Annotated in this window: 21 protein-coding genes and 1 other annotated feature; of the genes, 19 read left to right on the forward strand and 2 right to left on the reverse strand. The window is 36.2% G+C overall.

The genetic code is table 11. From position 1 onward, the window contains the following. Positions 1 to 26 precede the first annotated feature (26 nt). The 8 genes from AN959_RS13965 (at position 27) to pheA (ending at position 4941) form a co-directional block, all read left to right on the forward strand. Positions 27 to 545 (forward strand): site-2 protease family protein, encoded by a 519-nt coding sequence (locus AN959_RS13965; protein WP_156350802.1) that lies wholly within the window; start codon positions 27 to 29, stop codon positions 543 to 545. A 51-nt stretch (positions 546 to 596) separates the two neighbouring features. Then, positions 597 to 676, forward strand: a sequence feature (ribosomal protein L21 leader region). Positions 677 to 688: 12 nt separating this feature from the next. Then, the gene (rplU, locus tag AN959_RS13970) at positions 689 to 997 is read left to right on the forward strand and encodes a 50S ribosomal protein L21 (RefSeq protein ID WP_053588768.1); all 309 of its coding nucleotides are present in this window, start codon (positions 689 to 691) and stop codon (positions 995 to 997) included. Between the two features lies 1 nt (position 998). After that, positions 999 to 1334 carry a ribosomal-processing cysteine protease Prp gene (locus tag AN959_RS13975; protein WP_053588769.1) on the forward strand — a complete coding sequence of 112 codons (336 nt, stop codon included), beginning with the start codon at positions 999 to 1001 and terminating at the stop codon, positions 1332 to 1334. Between the two features lie 12 nt (positions 1335 to 1346). Continuing rightward, complete coding sequence (gene rpmA / locus AN959_RS13980) at positions 1347 to 1637, forward strand: 50S ribosomal protein L27 (RefSeq protein ID WP_053588770.1); 291 nt, start codon at positions 1347 to 1349, stop codon at positions 1635 to 1637. A gap of 111 nt (positions 1638 to 1748) precedes the next feature. Then, positions 1749 to 2282, forward strand: coding sequence for a Spo0B domain-containing protein (locus tag AN959_RS13985; protein ID WP_056831548.1), 534 nt, complete (start codon positions 1749 to 1751; stop codon positions 2280 to 2282). Positions 2283 to 2287: 5 nt separating this feature from the next. After that, a complete protein-coding gene (gene obgE, locus AN959_RS13990) occupies positions 2288 to 3577 on the forward strand; it encodes a GTPase ObgE (RefSeq protein ID WP_056831550.1) in 1290 nt (429 codons plus the stop codon). A gap of 17 nt (positions 3578 to 3594) precedes the next feature. Further along, positions 3595 to 4050 (forward strand): ACT domain-containing protein, encoded by a 456-nt coding sequence (locus AN959_RS13995; RefSeq protein WP_053588773.1) that lies wholly within the window; start codon positions 3595 to 3597, stop codon positions 4048 to 4050. Positions 4051 to 4062: 12 nt separating this feature from the next. Further along, on the forward strand, positions 4063 to 4941 hold the full coding sequence (gene pheA / locus AN959_RS14000; RefSeq protein WP_056831552.1) for a prephenate dehydratase: 879 nt from the start codon (positions 4063 to 4065) through the stop codon (positions 4939 to 4941). A gap of 27 nt (positions 4942 to 4968) precedes the next feature. Here pheA and AN959_RS14005 read toward each other — a convergent pair whose 3' ends face one another. Then, positions 4969 to 5499, reverse strand: coding sequence for a transcription repressor NadR (locus tag AN959_RS14005; protein WP_056831553.1), 531 nt, complete (start codon positions 5497 to 5499; stop codon positions 4969 to 4971). Positions 5500 to 5636: 137 nt separating this feature from the next. On the opposite strand from AN959_RS14005, the gene safA reads away from it, so the two are divergent. The 8 genes from safA to AN959_RS14045 all read left to right on the forward strand — a co-directional run bounded on the left by safA (position 5637) and on the right by AN959_RS14045 (position 12408). Further along, the gene (safA, locus tag AN959_RS21965) at positions 5637 to 6563 is read left to right on the forward strand and encodes a SafA/ExsA family spore coat assembly protein (RefSeq protein WP_056831555.1); all 927 of its coding nucleotides are present in this window, start codon (positions 5637 to 5639) and stop codon (positions 6561 to 6563) included. A gap of 3 nt (positions 6564 to 6566) precedes the next feature. Beyond that, a complete protein-coding gene (locus AN959_RS14015; RefSeq protein ID WP_056831557.1) occupies positions 6567 to 7415 on the forward strand; it encodes an aminoglycoside phosphotransferase family protein in 849 nt (282 codons plus the stop codon). Between the two features lie 130 nt (positions 7416 to 7545). After that, positions 7546 to 8166 (forward strand): Holliday junction branch migration protein RuvA, encoded by a 621-nt coding sequence (gene ruvA, locus AN959_RS14020; protein ID WP_056831559.1) that lies wholly within the window; start codon positions 7546 to 7548, stop codon positions 8164 to 8166. Positions 8167 to 8184: 18 nt separating this feature from the next. Further along, on the forward strand, positions 8185 to 9195 hold the full coding sequence (gene ruvB / locus AN959_RS14025) for a Holliday junction branch migration DNA helicase RuvB (RefSeq protein WP_053588779.1): 1011 nt from the start codon (positions 8185 to 8187) through the stop codon (positions 9193 to 9195). A gap of 17 nt (positions 9196 to 9212) precedes the next feature. After that, positions 9213 to 10253, forward strand: a complete 1041-nt coding sequence (gene queA, locus AN959_RS14030) for a tRNA preQ1(34) S-adenosylmethionine ribosyltransferase-isomerase QueA (RefSeq protein ID WP_056831561.1) — start codon at positions 9213 to 9215, stop codon at positions 10251 to 10253. After that, positions 10254 to 11393, forward strand: a complete 1140-nt coding sequence (gene tgt, locus AN959_RS14035) for a tRNA guanosine(34) transglycosylase Tgt (protein ID WP_056831563.1) — start codon at positions 10254 to 10256, stop codon at positions 11391 to 11393. It begins immediately after the preceding gene. 44 nt (positions 11394 to 11437) lie between these two features. Further along, positions 11438 to 11701, forward strand: a complete 264-nt coding sequence (yajC, locus tag AN959_RS14040) for a preprotein translocase subunit YajC (RefSeq protein ID WP_056831564.1) — start codon at positions 11438 to 11440, stop codon at positions 11699 to 11701. Positions 11702 to 11769: 68 nt separating this feature from the next. Continuing rightward, positions 11770 to 12408, forward strand: a complete 639-nt coding sequence (locus AN959_RS14045) for a DUF421 domain-containing protein (protein WP_056831567.1) — start codon at positions 11770 to 11772, stop codon at positions 12406 to 12408. Here AN959_RS14045 and AN959_RS14050 read toward each other — a convergent pair. Next, a complete protein-coding gene (locus tag AN959_RS14050; protein WP_056831569.1) occupies positions 12392 to 13918 on the reverse strand; it encodes an oligosaccharide flippase family protein in 1527 nt (508 codons plus the stop codon). The genes AN959_RS14045 and AN959_RS14050 overlap by 17 nt on opposite strands. Positions 13919 to 14010: 92 nt before the next feature. On the opposite strand from AN959_RS14050, the gene AN959_RS14055 reads away from it, so the two are divergent. From AN959_RS14055 to AN959_RS14065, 3 genes are all read left to right on the forward strand, one after another. Further along, positions 14011 to 14325 carry a post-transcriptional regulator gene (locus AN959_RS14055; RefSeq protein WP_053588785.1) on the forward strand — a complete coding sequence of 105 codons (315 nt, stop codon included), beginning with the start codon at positions 14011 to 14013 and terminating at the stop codon, positions 14323 to 14325. A gap of 157 nt (positions 14326 to 14482) precedes the next feature. Continuing rightward, positions 14483 to 16753, forward strand: coding sequence for a protein translocase subunit SecDF (secDF, locus tag AN959_RS14060; RefSeq protein WP_056831572.1), 2271 nt, complete (start codon positions 14483 to 14485; stop codon positions 16751 to 16753). 73 nt (positions 16754 to 16826) lie between these two features. Next, positions 16827 to 17144, forward strand: coding sequence for a lipopolysaccharide assembly LapA domain-containing protein (locus tag AN959_RS14065; protein WP_056831573.1), 318 nt, complete (start codon positions 16827 to 16829; stop codon positions 17142 to 17144). Positions 17145 to 17303 lie beyond the last annotated feature (159 nt).

The raw sequence follows: 17303 nt of genomic DNA on the forward strand, positions 1-17303 counted from the left end.
TTTTTTATTTATCTGGAGAAGTTGCTGTGTATTCCGTCGTATTTGGTTCATTACTATTTCATGAGCTTGGTCATTTATTGGCGGCAAAGCTCATTGGGGCAAGAGTTATTTCGTGCACAATATTACCGTACGGTGGGGAAATCAGAATTGAGCAGTTTTCCAGATTAAAAAAAACGCAGCAATTTTTAATTGTGATTTCTGGTCCATTATTTACATTATTGTTGCTAGCATTTTCTACTCTTATTGATATTCCACAAAAAAATATTATCGTTCTAACACAAATTTTAATATTATTTCTTAATTTACTTCCTATTTTTCCACTGGATGGTGGACGAGTCTTATATATATTTAACCCAAACAAATATAATGATATTGTTGGATTCTCTTTGGGATTAAGCTTTTTGATCTTCTGTGCAAGCTTGTATTGGTTTCCTAGGTTACTATCCGTCAGTATTATCTTCTTGTACTTGTTTATTCTAAACATTTCCTTTTGGAGATTTAGAAAGTACAAGCTAGCATTTGATAATATAACAAGAAGTGCTTGACGAAGCTTAGGAGATGTAGTAATATTTAAATGTTATTGTTTGTAGCAGCACCCGTTGTTACAACCGCTCTGAAAAGGTTTAAGTGTTCGAGCAATCGAATCACCTTTTATAAGGCGAGTCTTAGTCTAAGAGGAGGTGCAGGTATGTACGCAATTATTGAAACAGGTGGAAAACAAATCAAAGTTGAACAAGGGCAAGAAATCTACATTGAAAAATTAGATGTAACTGCTGATGATGTTGTAACTTTTGACAAAGTTTTATTCGTAGGTGGAAATGATGTTAAAGTTGGTGCTCCATTCGTGGAAGGTGCTAAAGTTACAGCGAAAGTTGTAAAAAACGGCAAAGCTAAAAAAATCATCGTTTTCAAATACAAAGCGAAAAAGAATTATCGTAAAAAACAAGGTCACCGTCAACCATACACAAAATTAGTAGTAGAATCTATTAGTTTATAAGATGATTAAAGTGACTGTTACAAAAGATCAATCAGGTCTTATTCATTCATTTGAAATGAAAGGACATGCTGATTTTGCCGAACATGGGAAAGATTTAGTTTGTGCAGGTGCTTCTGCTGTATCATTTGGTGCAGTGAATGCTGTCATCTCTCTTACTGAAATCACACCTATTATTAAGCAAAAGGGTGACGGAGGCTACTTATATGTCGAAGTGCCAAGTATATCGAATCCTGAAAAAGCTGCAAATATACAGCTAATTCTTGAAGCGATGATTGTATCTTTACAAACGATTGAACAAGACTATGGTAAGTATATAAAAATAACCTTCAAAAAGTAGGAGGTGGAACATATGTTGAAATTAAATCTTCAGTTTTTCGCATCCAAAAAAGGGGTAGGTTCGACTCGTAATGGTCGTGACTCTCAAGCGAAACGTCTAGGTGCTAAACGTGCTGACGGACAATTCGTATCAGGAGGATCTATTTTATATCGCCAACGCGGTACTAAAATTCACCCTGGTGAAAACGTTGGACGTGGAGGAGACGACACACTTTTTGCTAAAGTTGACGGTGTAGTACGCTTTGAGCGTTTCGGTCGCGACAAGAAAAAAGTAAGTGTATATCCTGTAGCTCAAGAAGCTTAATCAAAAAATAAAAGGACTGCATTTTGCAGTCCTTTTTCTTTTCTCTTGAGAAAAATTAAGTATTACCTGTTATACTAAATAAGGAAAGCTTACTTACGGAGCGTGTATACAATGGAGTCTAAACAAAAAACTATTAATGAAGTATTGCGTCATACAATGCATGATTATTTAAATAATTTGCATTTAATTCAGATGAACTTAGATATGGGAAGATATGATGAAGCAAAAAATCTTATACGAACGTATTCATTAAAGTGCACTCAATTTTTCGACGTGAATAATACAGGATTACTTCTTACAAATGATTGGTTACAAACGTTTAGTTTAGCTTACAATAAAATAACATTGGAATTTGGAACCTCCATTCAAAAAGTAGGGGCAGGACATTACGATGAACCTGTAAAGAATTATTTAGAGCGATTTGTACAGACGATATATCCATTGCTTAAGGGCTATCAGGAACAGACGCTAAATGTCTACATACTTACAGCTGATGTATTAGAGGTACAAGTAGAACTGAAGGGTGAATGGTCTACCTATACATGGGTTGATGAATGTTTGAATGGTTTAATGGATGTGGAGAAAGAAATAAATTCAGATTCCCATATTAAATTTAAATTAATCGCAAGAGAAAGATTGGAGTGAATTAAATGTTTGTAGATCACGTAAAAGTGTACGTCAAAGGTGGAGACGGCGGAGATGGGATGGTAGGATTCCGTCGTGAAAAGTATGTGCCTATGGGAGGTCCAGCAGGCGGTGATGGAGGAAATGGTGGCGATGTAATTTTCGTAGTTGACGAAGGATTACGTACATTAATGGATTTCCGTTATAAACGCCATTTTAAAGCAACTCGTGGAGAACATGGTCATAGTAAGAACATGCACGGTGCTAATGCAGAAGATTTATTGGTTAAAGTTCCTCCGGGAACAGTAGTGATGAATGAAGAAACAGGACAAGTTATCGCTGACTTAGTAGAACATGGACAAAAGGCTGTTATAGCTAAAGGTGGACGTGGAGGAAGAGGTAATTCTCGTTTTGCTACGCCAGCAAACCCTGCACCAGAGCTTTCTGAAAAAGGAGAGCCAGGAGTAGAATTATCTGTTACTTTAGAGCTTAAAGTTTTAGCTGATGTTGGTTTAGTAGGATTCCCAAGCGTTGGAAAGTCTACTTTATTATCAGTGGTTTCATCCGCGAAGCCTAAGATTGCTTCCTATCATTTTACAACGATCGTACCTAATTTAGGAATGGTGGAAACAGAAGATCATCGTAGTTTTGCGATGGCTGATTTACCAGGACTGATTGAAGGGGCACACCAGGGTGTAGGTCTAGGACATCAATTCCTACGTCATATAGAGCGTACAAGAGTAATTGTGCACGTAATTGATATGTCTGGTCTTGAAGGCCGTGATCCTTATGAAGATTACTTAACAATCAATGAAGAATTAAAACAATATAATCTTCGTTTAACGGAACGACCTCAAATTATCGTTGCAAATAAAATGGACATGCCAGAATCAGAAGAAAACTTGATAGCATTTCAAGAAAAAGTAGGACCAGAAGTGAAAATTTTCCCTATATCTGCGATTTCACGTCAAGGATTACAGGATTTACTATTTGCTATTGCAGATATGTTAGAAGTAGCTCCTGAATTCCCGCTGCACGATTTGAACGAGGAAGAAACAGAAACATCTGTTATGTACAAACACGAAGCGAAAAAAGACGATTTCACTATTTCAAGAGACGATGATGGTGCATTTGTGTTATCTGGTGGAACAGTGGAGCGTTTATTCAAAATGACTGACTTTAGCCGTGAAGATTCCATAAGAAGATTTTCTAGACAATTACGTGGAATGGGTATTGATGATGCTTTACGTGAGCGCGGTGCAAAAGATGGAGATACAGTACGTCTATTAGAATTTGAGTTTGAATTTATCGAATAGGGAAATGAGGAAACCGTATGAAAGATGTTACACATCAGCGATTCTATTTAGTAAGGGAGGATGTGCTTACCGAAGCGATGCAAAAAACTTTGGAAGCAAAGCATCTTCTCCAATCTGGTAAAGTATCCTCCATTTGGGATGCGGTAAAAGAAGTAGATTTATCTAGAAGTGCTTTTTATAAATATCGTGATGCGGTGTTTCCTTTCCATTCGATTGTCCAGGAAAGAATATTAACTGTATTTTTACAACTAGAGGACAGGGAAGGGACGCTTGCAAGACTTTTGCAGCTCGTTGCGGAATCGTCTATCAACATTTTAACGATCCATCAAACGATCCCTATTCAAGGGAGAGCAAGCGTTACTTTGTCTCTTGATGTAACGGAAATGACAAAGCAATTAGATGAATTTATAAATGAAATGAAGCGACTAGACTTTGTGGAATCTGCTGAAGTTATTAGTTCTGGTGCTTTGTAAGGAGGTTTTACGATGGATACAAAAAAAGTGGCTTTTCTTGGGCCAGAAGCATCTTTTACACATCTTGCTTCGAAAGCTTTGTTTCAAGATGAATTACTTGTTCCAACTCGAACAATTCCAGAATGCATAGAAGCAGTTGCAAATGGGAGTGTAGATATCGCTGTCGTTCCACTTGAAAATGCATTAGAAGGTACCGTTCCTTTAACAATTGATTATTTATTTCATGAGGCAAACCTATATGTGATTGCAGAAATACAAGCTCCAATTGAGCAACATTTAATGGTTCATCCAACTAATAAAAAGAATTGGGAAGAAATAACGACTATCTATTCGCACCCACACGCATTAGCACAGTGTCATAAATATTTATATTATCGATTTGGGAAAGTTCCACTTGAACAATCGACTTCTACAGCAGCAGCTGCGAAGTATGTTTCGGAAAATGAAGAGCTATGTATTGCAGCAATTGGGAATTCATCTGCAGCAAGTGAGTACAATCTAGCAATTGTAGAGCAAAACATTCACGATTTCCATTTTAACCATACACGCTTCTTCGTACTTTCCAAAAAAAATCTTTGTATTCAAGAGCCAGGACATATTGGACAAATGAAAACGACTGTCATGATTACTTTGCCTAAGGATGATCGTTCAGGGGCATTGCATCAAGTATTATCCGTTTTTGCATGGAGACAGCTCAATTTAAGTAAAATTGAATCCCGACCTCTTAAAACCGGCTTGGGACAATATTTTTTCGTAATAGATGTTTTAGAAGATGAAAAAATGCCAATGATGATTGGCGCTATAGAAGAATTAAAAGCTTTAGGTTGTGATGTAAAATCACTTGGGTCCTACAATACATATGAAACAGAAAAAGAAGCTCCTTCCGAATGAAGGGCTTCTTTTTTTATGTGAGAAGGCTTATTCCTCTATTAGGTAGCCTTTTTTTCGAATACCATCAATTCCTCTATTCAATATTTCTTCCGTTGGGGCAGATATAAGATGTAAATGAACTCCCGATGTTAGTTCCAACAAGAAAGGGGCATCTGTTTCTCTTACCTTCTTTAAAAACATTTCGACATCATGACGATTGGAAACCATAATGGAAGAAGTGATTTCGCCATAAACGGGATGTTCTACAGTCACATTTTCAACTGTAACACCTGCATCTACTAATGTTAGTAATTCATCTTCAGAATCTTTAGATTGGTGATTACATGCAACTCGTTTAGAAACACACGAATTCAATTCTTTATCTGGTAGCAATAGATATCCTTGACTAGTTGAAACAATCGGAATATTGGTAGCTTTTAATAAAGTGACATCATTTACTATTACTTGCCGACTCACATTTGCTAGCTTTGCCAAGTCCCCTCCTGTCACAGGATGATTTTGTTCTTTTAAATAAGAAAAAATCCAATTTCTTCTCTCTGATCCTTTTAACTTTTTCATTTATAAACCCTCCAAACTTGCATAACTACCTACTGCCTTTTCATAAGTTTAACATGAAGGGTAGCTAGAATGTTTTAAAAAGATGTGACCATTTGAAATTGATGTACATATTTTAAAGGGAAGGAAGGAGGAAGTCTTTGCAAACTCATATTGTCCAAAAAGGGGATACTCTTTGGAAAATATCAAGAAACTACGGTGTATCATTTGATGAATTAAAGAAATTAAATGCACATCTTGCAAATCCAGAATACATTGTGCCAGGAATGAAGATTTTTATTCCTGAAAAGAGCAAAATGGAGTCTATGAGACATCCATATAGCGATGATCGTCCTGTAAAAAAAGAAATGGTAAATAAGGAGGAAGTCATTATCCAGCCGCAAACCGGTAACAACATGAAAATGCAACAAGTCCAACCTGTTAGTAAGGCACAGCAAGTCCAACCAATTAGTAAGGCACAACAGATGCAACCTGTTCCAATGCCTATGCCGTTTCAACCTATTCCAATGGTACCTATGGCACCACCAGTGCAACCTATTCAACAAGTTCCAGCAGCTCCACCACCTCAACCTATGCAGCCTATTCAAAATATCCAACAAATTCAACAAGTTCAACAACCACAGCCATACACAATGCCGTTTCATATAATGCCAGTTCCTGATTTAGATATGACTCCGTCACCTCAAGGGTGGAGACTAATTGAATCTACATCGATTCATATAAATATTCATAACGATGACCATGAAAAAGAAGAAAGTCCTGTATATCATGTTGAACAACCCCAAAAAATGGAACCACAATATGTGAGCCCAGTCATGGAAGAAGTATCTTCAGAATTTGAGGAGATGGAACCATTTGAAGAGTACCCACAAATGCAACAATTTGAACACTATCAGCCAATGAATCCTTGCGGTTGTATGGACCAGCAAATGTATCCACAAATGCAACCACAAATGCAACCAGAAATGCATCATCAACAGATGCAACCATGGGGTGGTCATCCATACGTTCATATTTGCTATGTACCCGTTTTTGCTTGTCCACCTTATCCGTATCATCACTTTTAAAAAGTGAGTAATTACATTCGGCAAATAAAAAAGAATGTATGGAAATGGGAAAATGAAAATGGGCTATTTTCTGTAAAAAAATATCCAACTGTTGAACATGCAGAAAAGATTCGAATTATTCACCATAAATTACATCAGCTCGATAAATCTTTTATACTGCCAGTATTAGAATCAGCTCAGGAAGACTTTATCATCCAGCCTTGGTTCAAAGGTACACATCCAGTTGATTATGGAAGCAAAACGGATCGCTTGGAAGTTTATTCACTGTTAGAACAGTTACATGATACGAACAAATTTATCAAATGGGATAATCAGAAACTGCTTCAGCCGTTTGATTTGTTTGCAAAATGGCAGAATCGTTCCTTAAAAATGAAAGAAATCTCTTATTTTGTGGAATTTTATTTAGGTGAAAAAAAAACAAAGATGCTCCTGCACTTAGGTGATATAGCTCTAAAAAATATGCAATTATTTAATAATAAAGATACTACTATACTGCATGGCGATGTAGTACATCATAATTTTTTATCCAATGAAAAAGCTTATAAAATTATCGATTTTGATCTTGCTGTCATTGGTCCAAAAGAAATGGAAGAAATATTATGGATGCACCGCGTTCTGCCTGCGATTAACTATGACATTTTTATATTGTTAAGTGAGTTTCCACTATTGGAAAAGGTCGCAACAAAGCATAAGGAAGCTTTGATGTATCCGAACGAATTATATAGAGAATGGCTCTATGCATATGCTTTGCCTTTAGAGAGAAAACAAAAATTTATAGACCAATTGATACCGTATACCAACAAAGCACTAACAGAATGGCCAAAGCTATGCTATAATTTAGGCAGATTATAATAGACTTGGAGAAGGTTGCTCTTTATAGAGAGCGACCTTTTCTTGTATTCTACATCTAAAAGTGTACTGTCTTATACGTGCACATTTCTAGTTATGTTATAATAGGTTTGTCGATAGTGAGGGATAAAATATGTATGATTATATAAAAGGTCAAGTAACACGAGTTACACCTGAGTACGTCGTAATAGAACAACAAGGGATTGGGTATCAATTATTAACCCCGAATCCTTTTTCTTTTCGTAAAAGTGAAGAAATTATTCAAGTGTACACGTATTTACACGTAAGGGAAGATGCTCAGCATTTGATGGGGTTTTTAGATTTATCCCAAAGAGAGTTATTTAGAAAACTAATACTCGTTTCTGGTATCGGTCCAAAAGGAGCACTTGCTATATTAGCAAGCGGAGAACCAACTCATGTTATTCAAGCGATAGAACGTGAAGATGAATCCTATTTAGTGAAATTTCCTGGAGTAGGGAAGAAAACTGCTCGTCAAATGATTCTTGACTTAAAGGGTAAATTAAATGACTTAATTGACATAGAGCATTTTGATTTTACACAAGAGGAACCAACTCTGTTTGAGGATGGACAAGCGACTCATGAATTAGAAGAAGCGATGCTAGCATTAGCTGCGTTAGGTTATTCTGAGCGGGAACTATCAAAAATTCGTCCAATTCTAAAAGGAAATGAATCTTTACAAAAAACAGATGATTTTATGAAAAAAGCTTTACAATTATTATTTTCAGGCAAATAGGGAAAGGAGGTTCAAGCTATGACGGAGCGTGTTATTTCGAGTGAGATTTCTAATTATGATGAGCCGTTTGAGCAATCCCTTCGCCCACAATTATTATCACAATATATTGGACAAGATAAAATAAAGCATAATTTAGAAATCTTTATTGAAGCAGCTAGGATGAGAAGTGAAAGTTTAGATCATTGTCTTCTGTATGGACCTCCAGGTCTTGGGAAGACTACTCTTGCGGCAGTTATAGCAAATGAAATGGATGTACAAATACGCATGACAAGCGGTCCAGCAATCGAACGACCAGGTGATTTAGCTGCTATTGTTAGCTCGTTAGAACCGGGAGATGTCTTATTTATTGATGAAATCCACCGTTTAAATCGATCGATTGAAGAAGTATTATATCCTGCAATGGAAGACTTCAGTTTAGACATCGTGGTTGGTAAAGGACCTTCCGCTAGGAGTGTTCGTTTGGATTTACCGCCATTTACTTTAATTGGTGCTACTACACGGGCAGGGGCATTATCTGCCCCACTACGAGACCGCTTTGGTGTGTTGCTAAGACTCGAATTTTATGACGAAGAGGCTTTAACGTCTATTGTTGTCAGAAGTGCGGAGTTATTTAATGCGTCAATTGATCATGAGTCTGCTGGAGAAATCGCTAGACGTTCGAGAGGAACCCCACGTATTGCAAATCGCTTGTTAAAACGAGTACGAGATTATGCTCAAGTAAGGGGAAATGGTCACATTTCCATTGAACTTGCCCGCGAAGCATTAGAACTACTACAAATCGACCCTAGAGGTTTGGATCATATTGATCATAAACTGATTACAGCGATGATTGAGCGATTTAGAGGAGGTCCTGTTGGTCTGGACACTATAGCTGCAAGTATTGGGGAAGAATCGACTACTATTGAAGATGTATATGAGCCCTACTTATTGCAAATAGGATTTATACAACGTTCACCAAGAGGTAGAATTGTTACTCCACTAGCATATGAACATTTAGGTATACCATTACCAATTGAAAGAGATAACTAATAAAGGAAGTAAGGAATATGAGAGTAGAAGATTTTGATTTTGAATTACCAGAGGAATTAATTGCACAAACGCCACTTTTAGAACGAACAAGTAGCAAGCTTCTGATAGCAGATTATCCTAATAATTCATTTAAACATGAAACCTTTTCTTCTATCTTGGAAGAATTAAACGAAGGAGATTGTCTCGTACTGAACGACACAAAGGTTATGCCTGCTCGTTTAATGGGAATAAAAGAAGAAACAGGTGCACATGTTGAAGTGTTGTTATTAACACAAATACAAGGTAATCATTGGGAAACGCTTGTAAAACCTGCCAAGCGAGTAAAAATAGGAACGAAAATATCATTTGGCGATGGCTTGTTAACAGCAGTATGTACTGAATTAAAAGAACACGGTGGCAGAGTGTTCAACTTTGAATATGAAGGTGTGTTTTTTGAAGTACTCGATCAGCTTGGGGAAATGCCACTACCTCCGTATATTCATGAAAAATTAGATGATAAAGATCGTTATCAAACTGTGTACGCTAAAGAACAAGGGTCAGCAGCCGCACCAACAGCAGGTCTCCATTTTACCGAAACGTTATTAGATGAAATACGCTCAAAAGGTGTTAAAATAGCATTTGTAACACTACATGTTGGACTTGGAACTTTCCGTCCAGTAAGTGTGGATTCGATAGATGATCATGAAATGCATTCAGAATTTTACCGTGTTTCAAAGGATACTGCGAAAACCATTAATGAGGTAAAAAAAGCTGGAGGTAAAATTATTGCTGTAGGAACTACTTCCACAAGAACGTTGGAAACTGTTGCTACAAAGTTTGATGGCACAATACAAGAAGATAGTGGTTGGACATCAATTTTCATTTACCCTGGGTATTCATTTAAATGTATTGATGGAATGATTACCAATTTTCACTTACCGAAATCAACACTTGTAATGTTAGTTAGTGCTCTAACATCTAGAGAATTTATATTAAGCGGCTATAAAGAAGCGATCGAACGGCAATACCGCTTTTTCAGCTTTGGTGATGCAATGTTTATAAAAGGAAGGAATTATTAAATGTCTGCAATAACATATGAGTTAATAAAAAAAGATAAACAAACTGGCGCTCGTCTAGGAATTGTTCACACACCCCATGGATCGTTTGAAACACCAACATTTATGCCTGTAGGTACACAAGCTACTGTTAAAACGATGGCACCAGAAGAGCTTAAAGAGATGGAAGCTGGCATTATTTTGAGTAATACGTACCACTTATGGCTACGACCTGGACATGATATTATTCGTGAAGCAGGAGGTCTACATAAATTTATGAACTGGGACCGTGCAATTTTGACGGATTCTGGTGGTTTCCAAGTATTTAGTTTAAGCGATATGCGTAAAATCGAAGAAGAAGGAGTTCATTTCCGCAATCATTTGAATGGAGACAAATTATTTTTAAGTCCCGAAAAATCAATGGAAATTCAAAATGCATTAGGCTCCGATATTATGATGGCATTTGATGAGTGTCCGCCATATCCAGCAACATTTGAGTATATGAAAGCGTCAGTGGAACGTACATCTCGTTGGGCTGAACGTTGCTTGACTGCACATACAAATACAAATAAGCAAGGATTATTTGGTATTATACAAGGTGGAGAATATGAAGAATTACGTCGTCAATCAGCAAAAGATCTAGTATCGCTCGATTTTCCGGGGTACGCAATTGGTGGATTATCCGTTGGGGAACCAAAGGATGTTATGAATCGAGTACTAGACTTCACTACACCAATGATGCCAGAAAACAAACCACGTTATTTAATGGGAGTGGGCTCTCCAGACTCATTAATCGATGGCTCTATTCGTGGTGTTGACATGTTTGATTGTGTACTTCCAACTCGTATAGCCCGTAACGGGACATTTTTCACATCAAAAGGTCGATTAGTTATCAAAGGAGCTGCATTTGCACGTGATTTTGGACCAATTGATGAGAAATGTGATTGCTACACTTGTCAGAACTACTCACGTGCATACATTCGCCATCTCTTCAAAGCAGATGAAACATTTGGGTTAAGGTTAGCGTCATATCATAATCTTCATTTCTTAATGAATCTAATGAAAGATGTACGACAAGCAATTCGTGAAGATCGCTTGTTAGATTTCAAAGAAGAGTTTTTTGAAGAATATGGGTATAACAAACCAAATGCAAAAAATTTCTGATTCTTGTATACTAGAAAGAGAGAAAAAAGGAGGGGATATTTATTATGGAATCGTTAGCAGGCTTATTGCCGATAATCGCTATGTTCGCAGTGATGTGGTTTTTTATCATTCGACCAGCACAAAAACGTCAAAAAAATACAGCACAAATGCAAAATAATCTAAAACGTGGAGATCAAATTATTACAGTTGGTGGTTTACACGGGAAGATAGATGCAGTAGATGATACAACTATTTTTGTAGTCGTAGCAGATGGAACACGTTTGCAATTTGAACGTGTTGCAGTAGGACGAGTTGTTTCAGATCAATAAAAAAAAGAACTTACTCTATTTATGAGTAAGTTCTTTTTTTTGGGGCAGAGTAGTAATGAGGTGATAGGATGAACGATATTCTCATCATTATTTTACGTACTTTTTTATTATATTGGATTATTCTAGGTATTCTTCGATTAATGGGAAAACGAGAAGTCGGTGAGCTAAGCATTTTCGATTTAGTAGTTTTTTTACTAATTGCAGAAATAGGAGCTTTAGCCTTAGATGATCCAAAAAGTAAGTTTATTCATGCAGTAATACCAATGGTAATATTATTGATTATTCAAGTTGGTGTTTCTTATTTTTCATTAAAAAGTAAGGATTTCCGAGACGCAATGGAAGGAAAGCCATCCATTATAATGAAAGATGGTATCATCAATGAGAAAGAAATGAGAAAACAACGTTACAACCTAGATGATTTATTACAACAATTAAGAGAACAACAAATAGGTTCTATTCAATCCGTTTCCTACGCTTTTTTAGAACCATCTGGAAATTTATCTGTCTTTAAGAAAGAAAGTCAACAATATGTCTTTCCCCTCATAATAGATGGCGAGATTCAAATAGATCACTTACAAAGACTTGGAAAAGACGAGAAATGGCTTAGAGAAGAACTTGAAAAAAAATCAATATTGGACGTAAATAAGATTTTTTATTGTAGTTATGAAGATGATTCTTTGTATATTCAACTCAAAACTTCTTTTTAGAAGTTCGAAGTATTTGTAGAATAACACTGACTTCTTTTCTTTTTATTTGTCTAAAAAGAACTAATCCAATCGTTAGATATAGAAGAGTTACAAAACAATCAATTAATAACGACCTTTCGCCAATAGTAAAAAGTAACGGACGTGAAACAATTGTGAGTAAGAAAATGACATATGGAAGTGCGAAAAACGAGAAGCCGATCTGTGCTTCTTTTTTTTCTCTTATAGAAGCAATATGTAAAAAGGAAGTGATCAAAACACCAAAACCAATCGCAACGACTGCTCCTTTTTCTTGGATGGCTGCTTGAGAAGCGAGAAAAAATAGTAAAAGTAATTTACCAACTCCGCCATATAACGAGTTTAAAAAAGCTGCCTTAGAGTTGTTTAATGCTTGTAAAATAGAAAACAATGGACTTTGAATATAATAAAAGAAAAAGATAGGTGACAAAATTTTCATATAAACAGTTGCATTTTCTACATGAAATAGTACAGAAACGAGTTCTCCACCGTGTAAATAAAATAGTGTAGCAGCGTAACATCCTGTTAAGGTAGAGAATTTTAAAGATAAATGAATTCTTTCTTTTAAAAGCGAATTGTTCCGTCTTGCAAATGCATCACTTACGGCAGGAATGAGCACGACAGACAATGCGTAAGGAATGAAAGATGGAAAGAGTAACAATGGTACTAAAACTCCGGAGATAACACCGTATAGTGTCGTAGCTGCAACACTAGTAATACCTGTTATTGCTAGAGCTTTGATAAAGATTATTGGTTCTAAAAACCATGTGAAAGAACCAAATAGTTTACTACCTGAAGATGGCAAAGCAATTGAAAAGAGTGGTGAAAGTGGATAGGCATTGGAAGCTTTTTTAATTGTTTGCTTCGCTTTCCATTTTACATATTTCCATCTTAGGTAAAGTAAGGCCGCAACTTCTCCTAATAAGGACATTCCCATAGCATAAGCAGCTGCTTCTTTAGGAGAAGCTGATGTAAGCAGAAGAGGGAGTAAAAAACTAATAAGTAAAATTCGTATTATTTGTTCCATCAACTGGGAAACGGCTGTCTCTTCTATTCTTGCTATTCCTTGAAAGAATCCTTTTAATATTCCGCCTGCTGCCGCTATAGGTACAATAGCAATAGAAACATAAAGTGTCATTGTTATAGCATCATTTTTTAATAAATTTTCAGAAATAAATGGTGTGACATAAAGGAAAATAGGAGTAAATGCTAGAATAGATATAACAGTAACAAAAACGGATGTACGCATGACGGAGAAATAACTAGAAACTGCATTTCTCGTTCTTAATTCTGCAATAATCTTTGACATTGCAATAGGGATCCCAAGCTGAATAAGAGATAGAAAAAAAATGAAAGCTGGATAAGCGGTCATATATATGCCGTATGCTTCTTCTCCGGTTAAACGAACAAATTGCATGCGGTAAATAAAACCTAAAAACTTTGATAAAAAGATGGCGAGCATTAACAAAAGAGATCCTCTTAAAAATGTAGACACATAAACACTTCCTTCTCAAATACAGGAACATCGTTTACAATTACAATATGCAAACTAGTAGGTACATTATTCTTTAAACGGGGTGCGGTATTTTGAAAATCACATACGAAGAAATATATTCACATGTACTACCTGCGTTAGAAAGTAAGAAAACAGAGTTCGAAGTTTATCAATATAAGACTGTAACAGAAATTGATATTTGGAATTTTTGTATCACGAAGAAATGGCGTAAAAAAGTAGTACCCGAAATTCCGCTTTATCAAATTATTAATGATATTCTTTCGATATCCCCAGCAGAATTTATGACCTTTGAACAGATCGAGAATTTTAAAACATCCAATTGGTTTTCTGAAGTCAATCAAGAAGAACTTCAACTGCTGTTAAATCATAAAAAGGATGATGAATAATCATTCCGTTATTTGACAGAGAGCCTATCGTGTTTCATAATAAATATGTTGCGTTTTTTGAAGTAGAACATATATCTAATAGTAATTGTTTAGCATCAGACGCCTGTTGCTTGTCGTAGCTGACGACGTTGGTAGCTTTTTAGGAGGAAATATACATATGAAAACTAGAGGACGCATAGTTGCGTTTTTATTACTTCTTGTAATCTTTGCAGGGACAATAAGTCCTACAGTTAGTGGAGTACTAAACAATATTAAACTAGGCTTAGATTTACAAGGTGGATTTGAAGTTCTTTATCAAGTAGAAGAATTAAAAGAGGGACAGAAAATTACAGAGGATGTAGTAGCGGATACCGCTTCCGCTTTAACTAGCCGTATTGACGTATTAGGAGTTAGTGAGCCTAGTATTCAAATCGAAGGTGGCAACCGCATCCGTGTGCAACTTGCAGGAGTAGAAGACCAAAACTCTGCAAGAGAGCTGCTTTCTACACAAGCAAATTTAACTTTCCGAGATTCAGATGATAATATCAAGCTGGATGGAACTGATTTAAAACAAGGCGGAGCAAAAGCAGCCTTTGACCAAAATGGACAACCAATCGTTACGCTTGAGTTAAAAGATGCAAATAAGTTTGCGCAAGTGACGGAAGAAATCGCTGCTAAACCAGCACCAGATAATGTATTAGTTATTTGGTTAGATTTTGAAGAGGGTGTAGATTCCTACAAAGAAGAGGTTTTAAAACCTGATCCTAAATTCACATCAGCTCCACGAGTGTCACAAAGAATTAGTTCAGATAGTGTTGAAATTTCCGGTACCTTTACTGTTGAGGAAACTAAAAGCTTGTCAGGTATTTTAAATGCTGGAGCATTACCTGTTCACTTAGAGGAAATTTTCTCCACTTCTGTTGGTGCTCAATTTGGAGAATCAGCATTAAATAGTACAATATTAGCTAGTATTATTGGAGTAGCCTTAATATTTATTTTTATGATTTTCTACTATCGTCTTCCAGGTTTCATAGCAGTTATTTCTTTAGTTGTTTACATTTTCTTGATCCTTGTAATATTTGATTGGATTAATGGTGTATTAACGCTTCCTGGTATCGCTGCAATTGTGCTTGGTGTAGGTATGGCAGTAGACGCGAACATCTTGACATATGAACGTATAAGGGAAGAATTACGTGTTGGTAAGTCTGTTAAAAAAGCGTTTAATACTGGAGCAAAAGAGGCATTTACAGCAATATTAGATGCCAACCTTACGACGCTTTTGGCAGCTATCGTGTTATTCTACTTTGGTACAAGTTCTGTAAAAGGGTTCGCTACATTGTTGATCATCAGTATTTTAGTAGTATTCATAACTGCAGTTTGGGCTTCAAGAGTATTATTAGGCTTACTTGTAAATAGTGGGTATTGGGATAATAAACCAGGTTGGTTTGGTATTCCTAAGAAACGAATTCACGCACCTGAAGAAAATGTGGACACACTTGATTTGACGACCAAATTTGATCGTTTCGATTTTGTTCACAGTCGTAAAATATTCTATACTATTTCTATTGTATTGACCGTTGCAGGTATTATTGTGTTAAGTACATTAAAACTAAATCTGGGGATAGACTTTTCAAGCGGTACACGAGTAGATATACAATCAACTCAACCGTTAACGCAGGAAGCTGTCGCTGAAAAACTGGACCACATTGGTCTTTCTTCAGAAGATATAGTAATTTCAGGTGATAATAATGACCTCGCAGTCGTCCGCTACAAAGAAGACTTTACGCAAGAGGAAGTTAAAACACTTAAGACGGAAATGACTCAAGAGTTTGGTATAGACCCAACTGTAAGTAGTGTATCTCCGACAGTAGGGAAAGAGCTTGCAAAAAATGCAATAAAAGCCCTTTCTATTGCAGCACTTGGTATTTTAATTTACGTTGCATTCCGTTTTGAATGGAGAATGGGTGTAGGTTCCATCGTATCCCTAGTACATGATGCATTCTTAATGGTAACTGTTTTTAGTATATTACGTTTAGAAGTCGATATAACGTTTATAGCCGCAGTGTTAACGATTGTTGGTTATTCAATTAATGACACAATCGTTACATTTGACCGTATTCGAGAGAACTTGCATCGAAGTAAAAAGATTACGACTGAAGAGGAACTTGCGACAATTGTTAATAAGTCATTAAGACAAACACTTGGTCGTTCTGTTAATACAGTACTGACTGTTGTATTAGTAGTTGTTGCACTATTAATCTTTGGTGCAGAAGGAATTCGAAACTTCTCTATCGCATTGCTAATTGGATTACTAGCAGGAACATATTCATCCATTTTTATCGCAGTTCAAGTTTGGTTTGATTTAAAAGTGAAAGAGCTGCGGAAAACTGGTGGGATTGATGTACAAAAAGAAGAGAAAAAATGGGGTTCAGATGAGCCTGTCGTATAATGGTTAATAAAAGATAGAACAGGGTATATTTTATATATTCTGTTCTATTTTTTTATTGAAAAGAGGAATATAGATGAAATTACAATGGTCACTTTTATTTGGATTAATATTTGCCGTTATTATTGCTCTTTTTGCTGTTAATAATGTAGAAAAAGTACCTGTAAACTACGTTATTGGTACAGCGCAGTGGCCGCTCATTTTAGTTATTTTAGGCTCAGCACTTCTTGGTGCTCTCCTGAGTGGTTCTATTGCAATATATCGATCATTTGTTCTTTCTCGTAAGGTCAAAAATCTAGAAAGAGAGCTTGAAAAGAAAGATCATTCTATAGGTGTACTTCAAAATGATTTAGTTGCACAAGAGGGACGACTAGATAATTCTTCAAAACACTGATAAAACCAGTTAGCGAAATATAATCGGTTTTTAATAAAGACTAATAATTAAATATGAGCATAGGGGCTGTACTGAAAGTCATAGAAAATGACTTTTAAGGGTAGCCTCTTTCTTCGTATCTTCTATTAGTGCGATAGATTTCCGTTCCAGGCGGACGCT

Source organism: Psychrobacillus sp. FJAT-21963, from assembly GCF_001420585.1.
Taxonomy (GTDB): domain Bacteria; phylum Bacillota; class Bacilli; order Bacillales_A; family Planococcaceae; genus Psychrobacillus.